This is a genomic window from Streptomyces sp. NK15101, assembly GCF_020400725.1.
In the GTDB taxonomy this organism is placed as follows: Bacteria; Actinomycetota; Actinomycetes; order Streptomycetales; family Streptomycetaceae; genus Streptomyces.
Genome location: NZ_JAINVG010000126.1, coordinates 1 through 14,057 on the forward strand (window position 1 = coordinate 1; position 14,057 = coordinate 14,057).

General features: G+C 73.8%; 11 protein-coding genes and 1 pseudogene. 5 read left to right on the plus strand and 7 right to left on the minus strand.

Annotated elements, in window-relative coordinates; translation table 11 throughout:
* The 4 genes from K7G60_RS36010 to K7G60_RS36025 form a co-directional block, all read right to left on the minus strand.
* The coding region (locus K7G60_RS36010) for a type I polyketide synthase (RefSeq protein WP_225805179.1) at nucleotides 1–3,540 on the minus strand (3,540 nt) is incomplete at its 3' end.
* A gap of 366 nt (nucleotides 3,541–3,906) precedes the next feature.
* Nucleotides 3,907–4,260, minus strand: coding sequence for a hypothetical protein (locus K7G60_RS36015; RefSeq protein WP_225805180.1), 354 nt, complete (start codon nucleotides 4,258–4,260; stop codon nucleotides 3,907–3,909).
* A complete protein-coding gene (locus K7G60_RS36020; RefSeq protein WP_225805181.1) occupies nucleotides 4,257–4,856 on the minus strand; it encodes an RNA polymerase sigma factor in 600 nt (199 codons plus the stop codon). The genes K7G60_RS36015 and K7G60_RS36020 overlap by 4 nt, the downstream gene beginning before the upstream one ends.
* 454 nt (nucleotides 4,857–5,310) lie before the next feature.
* Nucleotides 5,311–5,664, minus strand: a complete 354-nt coding sequence (locus K7G60_RS36025; RefSeq protein ID WP_225805182.1) for a PRC-barrel domain-containing protein — start codon at nucleotides 5,662–5,664, stop codon at nucleotides 5,311–5,313.
* Between the two features lie 305 nt (nucleotides 5,665–5,969).
* Between K7G60_RS36025 and K7G60_RS36030 the strand changes: the two genes are divergently transcribed.
* The 5 genes from K7G60_RS36030 to K7G60_RS36050 all read left to right on the plus strand — a co-directional run bounded on the left by K7G60_RS36030 (nucleotide 5,970) and on the right by K7G60_RS36050 (nucleotide 10,790).
* The gene (locus K7G60_RS36030; protein ID WP_225805183.1) at nucleotides 5,970–6,335 is read left to right on the plus strand and encodes a hypothetical protein; all 366 of its coding nucleotides are present in this window, start codon (nucleotides 5,970–5,972) and stop codon (nucleotides 6,333–6,335) included.
* Nucleotides 6,336–6,416: 81 nt separating this feature from the next.
* Nucleotides 6,417–7,112 carry a DUF6766 family protein gene (locus K7G60_RS36035; protein ID WP_225805184.1) on the plus strand — a complete coding sequence of 232 codons (696 nt, stop codon included), beginning with the start codon at nucleotides 6,417–6,419 and terminating at the stop codon, nucleotides 7,110–7,112.
* A gap of 501 nt (nucleotides 7,113–7,613) precedes the next feature.
* Nucleotides 7,614–8,015: a hypothetical protein gene (locus tag K7G60_RS36040; RefSeq protein WP_225805185.1), complete on the plus strand. Its 402-nt coding sequence runs from the start codon at nucleotides 7,614–7,616 to the stop codon at nucleotides 8,013–8,015.
* Nucleotides 8,016–8,151: 136 nt separating this feature from the next.
* Nucleotides 8,152–9,237, plus strand: a complete 1,086-nt coding sequence (locus K7G60_RS36045) for a chitinase (RefSeq protein ID WP_225805186.1) — start codon at nucleotides 8,152–8,154, stop codon at nucleotides 9,235–9,237.
* Between the two features lie 119 nt (nucleotides 9,238–9,356).
* Nucleotides 9,357–10,790, plus strand: a complete 1,434-nt coding sequence (locus tag K7G60_RS36050; RefSeq protein ID WP_225805187.1) for an amidase — start codon at nucleotides 9,357–9,359, stop codon at nucleotides 10,788–10,790.
* A gap of 92 nt (nucleotides 10,791–10,882) precedes the next feature.
* Here the strand turns inward: K7G60_RS36050 and K7G60_RS36055 are convergent, their stop codons facing one another.
* From K7G60_RS36055 to K7G60_RS36065, 3 genes and pseudogenes are all read right to left on the minus strand, one after another.
* The gene (locus tag K7G60_RS36055; RefSeq protein WP_225805188.1) at nucleotides 10,883–12,157 is read right to left on the minus strand and encodes a VWA-like domain-containing protein; all 1,275 of its coding nucleotides are present in this window, start codon (nucleotides 12,155–12,157) and stop codon (nucleotides 10,883–10,885) included.
* Entirely contained in the window at nucleotides 12,154–13,407 is a 1,254-nt protein-coding gene (locus K7G60_RS36060; protein ID WP_225805189.1) for a MoxR family ATPase, read from the minus strand. The genes K7G60_RS36055 and K7G60_RS36060 overlap by 4 nt, the downstream gene beginning before the upstream one ends.
* Nucleotides 13,408–13,476: 69 nt before the next feature.
* Nucleotides 13,477–14,057 (minus strand): annotated as a pseudogene (locus K7G60_RS36065) (hypothetical protein); the annotation flags it as partial.

Here is a 14,057-nt window from a genome sequence, read left to right on the forward strand (position 1 = left end):
GGTCAGGGCCGGGCCCTGCAGACCGAGGGTGTACGCGACGCGGCCCGAGGCCACGCTCGACGTCGTCCCCGTCAGACCGAACCCGGCGGCACCCGCGCCCGCCTCGCCGAGGCGGGGACCGTACTCCTGGGCCATGACACCGGCGAACACGCCCGTCTGGGTGCCGCGCAGCGAGTCGGGGGCGATCCCGGCCCGCTCCAGGGCCTCCCAGCACACCTCCAGGTACGCGCGCTGCTGCGGGTCCATCGCCAGCGCCTCGCGCGGCGAGATCCCGAACAGTTCGGCGTCGAACTCCGCGGCGCCTTCGAGGAACCCGCCGTCGCGGACGTAGGTGGTGCCCACGTGCGCGGGATCGGGGTGGTGGAGGCCGTCGAGGTCCCAGCCGCGGTCGGCCGGGAAGCCCGAGATGACGTCGCGCCGCTCGGCGACGACCCGCCACAGCGCCTCGGGCGAGTCCACCCCGCCCGGGTAGCGGCAGCCCATCCCGACGATCACGACGAGATCGTCCTGATCGTCCTGCTCGGCACGGACCTCGGGGGCCGCGGCCTCGTCCTGCGCGTCGGCGAGCAGCGCCGCCAGCGCGACGGGGCTGGGGTGGTCGTAGACGACGGTGGTGGGGAGCTTGCGTCCGGTGGCGGTGACGAGCCGGTTGCGCAGCTCGACGACCATCGCCGAGTCGATGCCCAGCTCCTTGAACGTCCGCCGGGGTTCGACCTCGGCGACCGAGTCGTAGCCCAGTACGGCGGCCGTGTGCACCCGCACCAGCTCCAGGGCGGCCGGGCCGGTCAGCGAGCGGTTCGGCTCGGCCTCGGGGGCGTCCGCGGCGTCCTCCGGGAGCACCGCCGCCCGCTGCGCCGGTGCGGTGCCGGCCGGGGCCAGGGCCCGGGCGGCGCGGGGCTGCCCGGTGATCCAGTGGCGGCGGCGCTGGAAGGCGTACGTCGGCAGTTCGGCGCGGGTGGTGCCGGCGGGCAGGACGGCGGACCAGTCCACCTCCGCGCCGTGGCAGAACGCCTCGCCGAACGCGAGCAGCAGTCGCCGCTGCCCGCCCTCCCCGCGGCGCAGGGTGCCGAGCGCGGCGACCGGCAGGTCGGCGGCCTCCGCCGTCTGCTGGACGGCGAGCGCCAGGACGGGATGCGGGCTCATCTCGATGAACAGCTCGTGCCCGGCGTCGAGGAGCGCCCGCACGGCGGGCTCGAAACGCACGGGCTCGCGCAGGTTGCGGTACCAGTAGTCGACGTCCAACTCGGAGCCGTCGAGGGCGGTGCCGGTCACGGTGGAGTGCAGCGGCACGCTCCCGGCGCGCGGCGCGATCCCGGCCAGCTCGGCCGGCAGCGTGTCGCGCACGGCGTCGACGTGCGGGCTGTGCGAGGCGTAGGCGACCGGAACGCGCCGGGTGCGCACGTCCTCGCCGTACCGCGCGGCCAGGGCGTCCAGGTCGTCCCCGTCACCGGCCACCACGGTCATGCCGGGCGAGTTGACGGCCGCCACGCTCAGGTGCGGGAATCCGGCCAGGTCCTCGCGGACCCGGTCGGCGGGCAGCCCCACGGTCATCATGCCGCCGCCGCGCCCGGCGAGCGCGCCGAGGGCGGTGCTCCGTACGGCGATCAGCCGGGCGGCGTCGTCCAGGGTGAGGGCGCCGTTGACGGTCGCGGCGGCGATCTCGCCCTGCGAGTGGCCGACGACCGCGGCGGGTTCGACGCCCGCCGCCCGCCACAGCGCGGCGAGTCCGACCATCACGGCCCACAGCGCGGGTTGCACGACGTCGTCGCGGTCGAGGGCGGGCGCGCCGGGGCGTCCGCGCAGCACATCGGTCAGCGACCAGTCGCGGTACGGGCGCAGCGCGCGCTCGCAGTCCTCGACGGCCCGGGCGAACACGGGGGATTCGTCGAGGAGTTCCGCGGCCATGCCGGCCCACTGCGAGCCCTGGCCGGGAAAGACGAACACCGCCTCGCGGACGGACCGGTGGCCGCTGCCCTCGACCGCGGCCTGGGTGCCCCGGGAGTCGGCGACCGCGTCCAGGGCGGTCAGCAGTTCGTCGCGGCCGGAGCCGGCCAGCACGGCGCGATGGGTGAAGGCGGTGCGGTCGTGGGCGAGGGCCCGGGCGACCTCGGCGACGTCGAGATCCGGACGTCCGGCGAGGTGTTCGCGCAGTCGGGCGGCCTGGGCACGCAGGGCCTTGTCACCGCGTCCGGAAATCACCCATGCGACGGCGTCGGACGCGTCCGACGCCTTTGTCTCCTCCGGCTTGTCACCGACGGCCGGAGCGGCTTCTCCCCGCCATTCGCCGAGGACCAGGTGGCAGTTCGTACCGCCCATTCCGACCGATGTCACACCCGCGACGAGGGGGCCATCGGGATTCGGCCACGGCCCGGCTTCGGTGGTGGCGGCGATCCGTAAGTCCTCGAAGGGGATCTGCGGATTGGGAGTGTGATAGTTGAGGGTGGGAACAAGTTCCCGCTCTTTGAGGCAGAGAATCGTCTTGACGAGTCCCGCTATGCCCGCGGCGCCTTCGAGGTGGCCGATGTTCGTCTTGACGGATCCGAGGAGGAGGGGGTTATCCGGAGTGCGGGACGAGGCGAATACGGCGCCCAGAGCAGAGGCTTCTATGGGATCGCCGACCCGGGTGCCCGACCCGTGTATTTCGACGTACTGTGCTTGTTCCAGCGGTATACCGGAGTTTTCCCAGGCGTCGCGTATGACGCGTTCCTGGGCCTTTCCGTCGGGGCTGGGGAGGGTGTCGCTCGCGCCGTCGCTGCCGACGGCTCCACCGTGCAGCAGGCAGTGGATGCGGTCCCCGTCGGCGAGGGCCCGGCTGAGGAGCTTCAGCACCACCACGCCGCCGCCCTCGCCCCGGACGTAGCCGTTCGCCCGGGCGTCGAGGCTGTGACATCGCCCGTCGGGCGAGAGGCTGCCGAAGGCCGCCAGTGCCTGGGTGCTCTCCGGCGCGAGGTTGAGGTTGACGCCGCCGGCCAGCGCCGTCACGGACTCGCCGCGGCGCAGGCTCTCGCAGGCCAGATGCACCGCGACCAGCGACGACGACTGTGCGCTGTCGACCACCATGCTCGGTCCCTGGAGTCCGAGGACATAGGAGACCCGGTTGGCGATGATGCTCCGGTGTAAGCCGGTCACCGTGTGCGCGGAGGTGGCCTCGGGGCCGGCCGCGTGGGTGAGGGTCGTGTAGTCGTCGGCGATCGCGCCGACGAAGACGCCGGTGGCGGTGGAGGCGAGCGTGGCCGGGACGATGCGGGCGTCCTCCAGCGCCTCCCAGGCGAGCTCGAGCACCAGTCGCTGCTGCGGGTCCATCGCGGCGGCTTCGCGCGGGGAAATGCCGAAGAACTCGGCATCGAAGGTGTCGACGCCGGGCAGAAAACCACCGGGACGCGACGAGCCGTCCCCCAGGGCGCCGAGGTGCGCGCGATCCGCAGGGGGTTCCGCTATGGCGTCGCGGCCGTTCCTGAGCAGATTCCAGAATTCGGCAGGGCTCGCCCCGCCGGGAAATCGGCACGAAAGCCCGACGACGGCGACGGTCCGGTCGTCCATCTGATCGGGCGTCGGGCTTCCCGTACCGGTTTGTGGTGCTGCCGCCTCAATCTGGGCATGGCGGATCATGGTGTTCTGCTCCCCCCGTGAAGCACGATCAACGGCGTTGCCGACTCGGCGGCCCTGCCATTCTCAATCTCGTTTCGGACCCTAGCACCGAGGCGGCGCTCCGTAAACCAATGGCCAGAGCGGGGGGTTGGTGCACAAAATTAATGTGATGGCTAATCAAAGAAACGCTTTGGTGTGCTTCCGGGGGAGTCGTTTCGCGCCATGTCGATGAACGGCCGAAGCCTCCCGGCCCGGTGACACCGCCTCCGGCGGGAGGGCGGACGTCGGACCGGGGCGGGAGGCCGGAAGCCGTGGACCCTACTTGGCCTTCGCCGCGGGGTCGGCCTTGGTGAGCGTGCAGACACCGTCCACGCACTGGCGCTCCAGACGCCCCCGCGAGATGGTCTGCGCCAGGCCGACCATCCAGCAGGTGGGGCAGCCACGGAAGGCGATGAGGGCCAGCGGGGCCGCCAGCAGGGTGGCCGGGCCGGCGACGGGCACCATCGCGATCGAGCCGATGATGAGCCCGAAGCCGATGACGCCGCGCGCCAGGTGGCGCGGGACGGACTTGCTGGCGAAGTTCGGCGCCCCGGACGGTGCGGTGACCCCGGACGGTGCGATGACCGGGGACTTCGTGCCCTCGGGGGGCTTCACGATGTTCACGGTGTTCATGGTCGTGCGTCTCCTTCGACTGGTCGGTCGATGGCCTGATCTGATGCCTGGTCGCTCGCTTCCAGCGCGTGACGCAGCGCCGCGCGTGCCCTGTGCAGCCGCGACTTCATCGCGGCGGTGCTCAGACCGAGCGTGTGGGCGACGGTCTTGCCCGGCAGGCCCTGCACGTCCCGCATGATCAGGACCTGCCGCTGCTCGCGGGGAAGGGCGCTGACCGCGGCCGCGATCCGCTCCACCTCCAGCCTGTACAGCACGGCCTCCTCGGCGGACGGTTCCGCGCACGCCTCCGGCTCGGCCGAGGGCTCGTCGCGCATGGCGATGAGCAGCCGTACCTGCCGGAGGCATTCGTTGCGGACGATCCGGAACATCCACGAGGCAAGCGCGCCGGTGGCCCGTAAGGTGCCGATCTTCCGGTAGAGGATGATCAGCGCCTCTTGTGCCGCGTCCTCCGCGTCCTGCGGCGAGGCGCACAGTGATATGGCGAACTTGCGCACATGTGGCTGCGATTCCATGACGACGGTGGTGAGCGACGTGACGTCGCCGTCCTGAGCGGCCTTGATCAACCGCTCGTCGGGCCAGGGGAAGCGTTGGTTCATGCGCTACTCATACCGGAAGGCGTCCCGCGCGCAGGCCCTGGTCAGGTGCGGCTCTTGTTGAAGCGTCGCATCAGGTGCCAGCTGCACGCACCCACGAGCACGACGCCGACCACGATGATGGCAGTCCACATGATTACTGTTCCCTCCGTGTCCCTCCGGCCCGTTCGGCCGGTACACACATAAGAGACGGGGAGGTCCCGAGAGGATTCGCCTTCCGCCGAAGTTTTTTTCGCAGCCGTTCCGAGACGCGGGCCGCCGGCCGCGGAGGAGGGCGCCGAACGCCGCGGGACCTGCGGTGACGGCGCGGGCGCGGGCATCGGGGCCGTCGGCTTCGGGGTCCTCGCGGGCCGGACCGGCCGCCCGTGGGCACTCGCCCCCACCGCCGTCCCGGCGCTCGCGGCCCTCGCCCCCGGTCCGGCGCGACCGCCGCGCGGAGCGCCCGCGCAGGACGCGATCACATGTGCGGCTGGCCGTAGTACCGGGCGAACTGCTCCAGATAGTCGGGCTCGGCGCCGTACTTCGCCTCGTCGAAGTCGGGGGCCGCCCTGATCTGCTCCTTCGTGCGGTCCACGTACACCTTCTCCTCGGCGGTGTCGATCAGCTCGATCGTCCCGGCCGGGAGCAGCACCCGCCTGCCGAAGATCCAGGCCCCGACGTCGACGACCAGGTAGGACGAGCCGACGTCCTCGGAGTGCCCGTCGACCTTCCCGATGGTGCCGTCCGTGGCCTCGACCCCGTAGCCGACGAGGTCGTGGCCCTGCCGGTACCCCGTGCTCGGGCGGTAGTTCCAGATGTCGAACTCGCTCATGGCGGCACCCCTCTCCGTCTCCATCCTCCCGTGGTCCGCCGACGCACGCACGTCGTCGTCCGCGGCGCCCCGGACGGGCGCGGCGGTACCCCGTTCGGCCCCCCGGCACTTGCCGCGCCCGCCCGCGACGCCAGGCTGAAAGCGTGAGAGCCCCCCTGTTCCTCCGAGTCCCCCCGCCGCCGCGGGTCCCCCCGTTCCCGGGAGTCCCCCCGTTCCCCGGAGTCCCTCCGCTCCGGCGGATCCCCCTGATCCGGCGGACCCCCTCGCTCCGGCGAGCCCCGCTCCTCCTCGGAGCGGCGGCGGCCGTGGTCGCCCTGTCGGCCTGCGGTGCGTCGCAGGCACGTCAGGACGGAGCGACCCGGGCGGGCCGGTTCTTCGAGGAGTCCCTCGGGTCCGGGAGCTTCCGGGTGGCCTGCGAGCTGCTCGCTCCCGAGAGCCGTGAGCAGCTGGAGGAGGAGAAGAAGCCCTGCGCGCAGGCCCTGGCCTCGCAGGACCTGCCGCGCGGCGGGGGCGTGCGGAGCGTGGACGTCCACGGCAGGCAGGCGCTGCTCCGCCTCCACGGCGACACGCTGTTCCTCTCGCAGTTCGACGAGGGGTGGCTGGTCACCGCCGCCGGCTGCGCGCCCGGACCGGGCGACACGCCGTACAGCTGTGTACTGAAGGGGGCATGACGTGAAGACCCTGTTCGTGGCGTGCGTGGTGACCATCGTGGGCGGCCTCGCCTACTTCACCGCGATCGGGGTGATGCAGCGGTGACGGCCGACCGGTCCCGGGAGCGCGGATTCTGGCGGTCGAACAGCCTCACCCTCTTCTTCGGGGGGGCCTTCCTGATCGTCCTGGGCGCCCAAGCGGTCGCCGGGCGCGCGGAGTTCAACGAACAGCTCGCCGTCCAGGGGCTCCAGCAGATCGGACTCGGCGACTACCTGATGTCCTCGGACTTCGCCGTCGACGTCACCGAGAACTGGCAGTCGGAGTTCCTGCAGTTCTTCCTCTACATCTTCGGCACGGTCTATCTGCTCCAGCGCGGCTCGCCGGAGTCCAAGGAGCTGCACAAGGCGGGTACGGAGAGCGAGCGCGACCAGCGCATGGGTGACCACGCGCGGCCGGACTCGCCCCGCTGGGCGGGCACGAAGGACTGGCGGCAGCTCGTCTACTCGCGCTCGCTCGGTCTCGTCATGGCCGTCTTCTTCCTGCTGTCCTGGCTGGCCCAGTCGGTCTCCGGAGCGGCCGCCTTCAACGAACTGCGGCTGCGGCAGCTCCAGGCCCCCGTCTCCTGGCCCTCCTACCTCGCCTCCGCCGACTTCTGGAACCGCTCCCTGCAGAACTGGCAGTCGGAACTCCTGGCCGTGGCGTCGATGGCCATCCTCTCCGTCTACCTCCGTCAGCGCGGCTCACCCGAGTCCAAGCCCGTCGGCGCCTCGCACGAGGCCACCGGCGTCGAGGGCTGACGCGGGCGCCGCGCGGCCCCGCTGGTCGCCGGCGCGGGGCGGTCCGGCCGTGGAGGGACGGTCTCCCGCCCCGCCGGGCGACGGCCCCGGGCCGGGCGGACGCGCAGGGCGATCCGCCGTTTCCGGGCCGGCCACCGGTGGGCGCCGGCCAGGGACCTCGGGCTGTGGCAGCGCTCGCCGGGGTTCGCAGTGCTCGCCGGGGTTCGCGGCGCTCGCCTTCCTCGCGCTGGTGCCGCTGCTGGTCGTCGTGTCGGCGGCGGGCGCGGGCAGCGGGAAGGGGTTCGCGCAGTGGCCCGGTGACGGGATCGGGGTGCCGGACGCCGCCGGGGCCGGGATCGAGCGGCTCTTCGCGCTGCCGGGCCAGGCGCGGCGGACCGCGACGGCGTTCGGCCTCGCCCTGCTCGCCGTCTTCGGCCTCACGTTCGGCACGGTGGTGCAGAGAACGGGTACGAGAAGGTCCGGGACCTCCCTCCGGCCCACCGGAGGGCCCGGTGGCGGCACGTGCTGCGGCTCGCCGTGCTCCTCGGGGTCCTCCACCTCTTCGCGGTCTTCCCGTTCCGGCGGGAGACCCCGGTGAGCGGGGCCGTCACGCTGCCGATCGGCACGCTGTTCTTCCGGTGGTCGCAGCGGCTGCTCCTCGACGGACGCGTGTCGTGGCGCGCCCTGCCGCCCGGGGCGGTGTGCACCACGCTCGGACTGCTCGGGCCGAGGGTCCTCTCCCGGCTCGCCTTCTCCCCGCCGATCGCGTCCGGCGCCGTCACGTACGGCCCGTTCGGCGCGTTCCTCGTCATCCAGACCTGGCTCGTCGCCGTGGGCGTCGTCGTGTTCGGCGGCGCGCTCACGGGCCGCCTGGCCGACGAGGAGCCGTCCCGGCCGACGCGCGCCGGGAGACGACGGCGGTGACGCCCGGGGCCCCGTCCCGGGAGCCGTGAATTCCCTTGTCGGCAAGGGTGGTTGACGAAAGGTCTGGACCAACTTACGGTCTCCTGGAGCGCGCGCCACGTCCAGGACCGACCCCCCCACGTCCCCAGGAGCACGCATGCCAGGCCCCCGGATCACCCGTGTCCTCGGAGCGGGGCTCGCCACCCTGCTCGCCGCCGCAGTCCTCGCGGGCCCCGCCGCCGCCGAAGGCGCGAAGCCCGTCCCGTCCCCGTCGTCCGCCGCCGCGGACACCTGCGCCCTCAAGCCGAAGCCCGCCGGGAAGGTGCTCCAGGGGTACTGGGAGAACTGGGACGGGTCCGCCAACGGTGTCCACCCGCCGTTCGGCTGGGCGCCCATCGACGACCCGCGCTTCGCCGCCCACGGCTACAACGTCGTCAACGCCGCGTTCCCCGTGATCCGCCCGGACGGCACCGTGCTGTGGGAGGACGGCATGGACAGCACCGTCCGCGTCCCCACGCCGGCGGAGATGTGCCGGGCCAAGGCGGCCGGAGCGACGATCCTGATGTCGATCGGGGGCGCCGCCGCCGGGATCGACCTGAGCTCCCGCGCCGTCGCCGACCGCTTCGTCGAGACCGTCGTGCCCATCCTGAAGGCGTACAACTTCGACGGGATCGACATCGACATCGAGACCGGTCTCGTCGGCAGCGGCGGCATCGGCACCCTGTCCACCTCGCAGTCTAACCTGGTGCGCATCATCGACGGAGTCCTGGCCCGCATGCCCGCGGGCTTCGGGCTGACGATGGCGCCGGAGACCGCGTACGTCACCGGCGGCAGCGTGGCCTACGGGTCGATCTGGGGCGCGTACCTGCCGATCGTCAAGAAGTACGCGGACAACGGCCGCCTGTGGTGGCTGAACATGCAGTACTACAACGGCAGCATGTACGGATGCTCCGGCGACTCCTACTCCGCCGGCACGGTCGCCGGATTCGTCGCCCAGACCGACTGCCTGAACCGCGGGCTCGTCGTCCAGGGCACGACCGTCAGGGTCCCGTACGACAAGCAGGTCCCCGGCCTCCCGGCCCAGCCGGGCGCCGGCGGCGGATACATGGCGCCCTCGGCGGTGGCCCAGGCCTGGAACCACTACGGCGGCTCGCTCAAGGGCCTGATGACCTGGTCGGCCAACTGGGACGGCTCGAAGGGCTGGACCTTCGGCGACAACGTCAAGGCCCTCCAGGGCCGCTAGCCGCCGACGGCCGACCGCCGTCCGCCGACCGCACGGACAGCTCCGGACCCCTCGCCCGTTACCCGTCGGTAGGCAATGATGGGAGGTGACCATCCACACGGCCGGGGGCTGAGGCAGCGGTGAAGACTTTCGACGAGAAGACCTTCGACGAACGGACCAGGGTGCACGCCTTCCGGGACGACGCCCTGGGAGAACACGACGCCGTCGGACTCGCCGAGGCGATCCGGCGCGGCGAGGTCGGCGCCGCCGAGGCCGCCCGGGACGCGGCCGAGCGGGTACGGGCCGTCGAGGAACGGCTCCACGCCGTCCAGACGTACGTCGACGCCCCCGTGCCCGGCAGCGCGACCGGCGGCGCCTTCGCGGGCGTCCCGACCTTCGTCAAGGACAACACCGACCACCGGGGACTGCCCACCGGCCACGGCAGCGCCGCCTTCACCCCCGGGCCGGCGCGACGGCACGCGCCGTTCGCCCGGCAGTTCCTGAGCAGCGGCGTCACGGTGCTCGGCAAGACGCGGCTGCCCGAGTTCGGCTTCAGCCCGACCACCGAGTACGAGTCCGCGGAGCCCGTCCGCAACCCGTGGAACACCGGACACTCCTCGGGCGGCTCCTCGGGCGGCAGCGCGGCGCTCGTCGCCGCCGGAGCGGTGCCGATCGCCCACGCCAACGACGGCGGCGGTTCCATCCGCATCCCCGCCGCCTGCTGCGGGCTCGTCGGCCTCAAGCCGACCCGGGGCAGGGTCGTGCCGAACGCCCAGAGCCGCCAACTGCCCCTGGACCTCGTCTCCGACGGCGTCGTGAGCCGCTCCGTACGGGACAGCGCCGCGTTCCTCGCCGCCGCCGAGACGTACTGGCGCAACCCGAAGCTGCCGCCCCTCGGCCTGGTCGAAGGGCCCTCCGGGCGGCGGCTGCGCATCGGATTCCTGCTGGACTCGCCGAACGGCGTCACCTCCGACACCGTCACCCGGGAGGCCGTCACGGAGACGGCGACGACGCTCGAACGCCTCGGCCACAGCGTGGAGCCCGTCGAGATGGCCATCGACCCGCGCTTCACCGAGGACTTCCTCACCTACTGGGGCATGCTGTCGTTCCTCATCGGTGTCAGCGGCCGGACCCTCGGCACGGACTTCGACCGGCACCGCATGGACGGCCTCAGCCGCGGCCTGCGCGCCACCTACCTGGAGAACTGGCGGCACACCCCGGGCGTGCTGCGGAGACTGAAGCGCACGAAGGTGGCGTACGCGGCGGCGTTCCGCGGACTCGACCTCCTCCTCACCCCCGTCCTCGCCCACCCCGCGCCGCCGATCGGCCGGCTCGCACCGACCGTCCCGTACCCGGAGCTCATCGAGCGGATCCTCGCGTACGTCGCGTTCACCCCGGTCGACAACGTGGTGGGCACCCCGTCGATCTCGCTGCCCAGCACCCGGGCGACGGACGACGGGCTGCCCGTCGGCGTCATGTTCTCCGGCCGCCCCGGCAGCGAACGGACCCTCCTGGACGTGGCGTTCACCCTGGAGGCGGACCGGCCGTTCCGCCGGATCCAGGACGAGGTCTAGGACCTGTCCGACCATTCGCGGCGGGTCCGGCGCCGCGCGGCGCCGGACCCGAAGGAGGAGCCGAACCGGCCTGGGGTTCCCTGCGATCCGGCTCACGCGCGGCCGTGCGCCGCCTCCCCGATCTCGACCACCCGGGCCCACTCCGGCGGCCCGGTCGGCACGTGGTCGGGGTCGTCCTCGTCCCACGAACGGAACCGTCGTGCGCGCGGGAACAGGCCCACCACCGTCCGGCAGCCCGGTCGCCCGGCCGGCCACGGCGTCTGGCCGTCGGTCAGGACCACCAGCACGTCCGGACGTGGGCGCGCCCGCAGAGCCGCGGCGAAACCCGTGCGCAGATCCGTACCGCCGCCGCCCACCAGCGGAATGCCCTCCGCCCGGCACAGCGGGTGGACGATCCGCGCCGCCGCGTCGCACGGCAGCACGGTCACCAGGTCACGCCGGCCGCCCACCGCCCTGGCGATCGCCGCGACCTCCAGGAGCGCGCTGCCCAGCTCGGCGTCGCTGACGGAACCGGAGGTGTCGATGACGACGGAGACCCGGGGCGGGCTGCGCCGCAGGCTCGGCAGCACCGCTCCGGGCACGGAGACCGAGCGGCGCGACGGCCGCCCGTACGAGTAGTCGTCCCCGGCGCCGGAACCGTGGGCCGCGGACCTGACGGCCGCACCGAGCAACTCCCGCCACGCCTGCGGCGGATGGAAGGCCTCCTCGGCCCACCGCCGCCACCCCGCCGGCGTGCTGCCCGGCCGGCCGGTGATGGCCCGGGCCACCCGGAACCGCACGGCGTCCTGCTCCTGGACGCTCAGCCCCTCGGCGCCGTCCGCTCCGAGGTCCCAGGCCCGTTCGAGCCCGTCGGCACCGCTGCCGCAGTCCAGCCAGCCCGCGTCCCTGGTCCGCGGACCGAGCTGGAACTCCCGCAGGTAGTCCTCCATGAGCCTCCCCTCGGAAAGCCCGAGGAGCCGGGGATGCACGGCCCCCTCGGGCATGGGCAGCCCGTCGCCGAACACGTCGTCGTTGATCTCGCAGTCCGCGGCGATGTTCATCCGCAGCCGCTCGCCCGGACCCGTGAGACCGCGCTCCCGCGCCACCCGGTCGCTGCGCCCGTGGTGGTCGCGGAGCAGGTGCGTCACCTCGTGCACCCACACCCCGGCGAGCTCCTCCACCGGGGTGCGGTCGACGAACGCCGGCGAGACGTAGCAGCGCCAGTGCCGGTCCACCGCCATCGTCGGCACCTCCCGCGACTCCACGGCGCGCAGGGCGAACAGCGCGGTCGCCAGATACGGCCGGACCCGTACGGCGCGCAGACGGGCCGCGTACAGCTTCTCCAGATCCAGCCCGCCCGTCGGCCGGACCTCCGTGCCGGGCCTCATCTCCCCGCCCCCGTGCCGGCCGCCGCGGCCGCCGCCACGCGGTCGCCCGCCCGGTCCGCGCGCCGGGACAGGGACACGACGCCGGCGAGCCGCTCGACGGCCGCCGGAACGTCCCAGTCCTCGCGGCGCAGCCCCGCCAGCGTCGTCGCCGGCACGACCACCAGATCCGGGGCGCCCGACTCCAGGGCCCGCGCGAGCAGCGCCCACGCCGCGTCCCAGCGGGCCTTCTCCGGGCGTCGGCCGACCGCCTCGACGACCCCTTCGAGGGCCGCCTGGCGGCGGTCGCCGCGCTCGGGCAGCTCGGCCCCCTCGGGGTCGGCGAGGAGGAGTTCGGGATCCGGGAGGTCCATCCGGTCGAGCCAGGCCAGGAGTTCGAGCCCCGGCCCGTCCCCGACGGCCCCCCTCACCAGCTGCGAGAGCACGTCCCGCGAGACGCCCGCGGCGGTCGCGAAGGCGATGAGCCGCAGCGCCGTCTCCCAGCTCCGGGGCGAGGGCCAGGGGCCGCCCCGGAGCGCCTCGCCGCCGGGCAGCCGGTGGACGAGCGCCGGACGGGCCGTCAGCAGACCGCAGACCGCCCGCCGGGCGACGTCCACGGCCTCCGCCAGCCGCGCGGGGTCGAGGCGGGGGAGCGTGGCGCGCGGCCAGACGCCCCCGAGGCCGCGGACCACGACCTCGGCGTCGTGCGTCCACCGCAGGTGGACGAAGCGGTTGGCGAGCGGCGGGCTCAGCTCCCAGCCGTCGGCGGCCGAGGACCGCGGATTGGCGGCGGCGACGATCCGCACGTCGGGCGGGAGGACCAGCGTCCCGATCCGCCGCTCCAGGACGAGCCGGAGCAGGGCCGCCTGGACGGCCGGGGGAGCGGTGGACAGCTCGTCCAGGAACAGCAGGCCCCGGCCGGCGCGGACCAGGCGCACGGCCCACTCCGGCGGTGCCATCGGCACCCCCTGTTCCGCGGGGTCCTCCCCGAGGACGGGCAGGCCGGAGAAGTCGGTGGGCTCGTGCACGCTCGCGATGACCGTGGTCAGCGGCAGGTCGAGCGAGGCGGCGAGCCGGGTGAGGGCCGCGGTCTTGCCGATGCCCGGCTCACCCCACAGGAGCACCGGCAGATCGGCGGCGACCGCCAGGGTCAGCGCCTCCAGCTGCGGATCGGGCCGGGGCTCGGTGTCGGTGTCGCGCAGGAGGGACAACAGGGCGGCGGCGACGTCGAGTTCGCCGGAGGATGCCGGGGCGGAGGGCAGGGGTGTGGGCATGGGAGATCACCTGAGGGAGGAAGGAGGAGAGAGGAGTGGGGGGATCGCGCCGGCGGTACGCGGAATCCGTCAGCAGGACGCGGAAGGGGCGGCGGACGTCGCGTGGCGCGCACCCGCGCCACGCGTGCGCGTGCGGCGGCTGTCCGGACGCGTCCGGCGCGGGGGAGGGGGCAGGGGGTCGCGGCCGGGTGCGGGGCCGACCAGCCCGGCCCGGTAGAGGCCGTACGTGACGCGCTGCCGCGCCGCCGTCTCGAGCGCGTCCCGGAGGGCGCCGTCGCGCAGCAGCGCCGCGGGACCGAGCAGGCCCTCGACGACGGCCAGCGCGCCGGCGACGTCACCGTGGTCGAGCCGTTCCCGGACGCCGGTGAGGCAGTCCGGGCGCCGGTGCGCCTCGTCCACGGCCCGCACGCAGGGCAGCGCGCGGCCGGTCAGCGCGACGAGGAGCTCCTCGCGCCGGAGTTCGGCCGGATCGTGGTCGAGCGGTGTCAGTACGCCGTCGACCAGGCCGATCCGGTGCCGGGCGCCCCTGCACTCCACGAGGCGCGGCGCGCCCGTCGGCGCCGACGGGCGCGGCGGACCGGTCGGCACGTGGCCGGGGACCAGCGCGGCGGCGACCCGCGGGGGCCGCCGCCCGGCCCCGACGAGGCCGG

Bases quoted from the DNA above. Each gene is read 5' to 3' on its own strand.
- K7G60_RS36020 (WP_225805181.1), bottom strand. From the start codon at position 4,856: ATGAACCAACGCTTCCCCTGGCCCGACGAGCGGTTGATCAAGGCCGCT.
- K7G60_RS36060 (WP_225805189.1), bottom strand. From the start codon at position 13,407: ATGCCCACACCCCTGCCCTCCGCCCCGGCATCCTCCGGCGAACTCGAC.
- K7G60_RS36045 (WP_225805186.1), top strand. From the start codon at position 8,152: ATGCCAGGCCCCCGGATCACCCGTGTCCTCGGAGCGGGGCTCGCCACC.
- K7G60_RS36025 (WP_225805182.1), bottom strand. From the start codon at position 5,664: ATGAGCGAGTTCGACATCTGGAACTACCGCCCGAGCACGGGGTACCGG.
- K7G60_RS36015 (WP_225805180.1), bottom strand. From the start codon at position 4,260: ATGAACACCGTGAACATCGTGAAGCCCCCCGAGGGCACGAAGTCCCCG.
- K7G60_RS36055 (WP_225805188.1), bottom strand. From the start codon at position 12,157: ATGAGGCCCGGCACGGAGGTCCGGCCGACGGGCGGGCTGGATCTGGAG.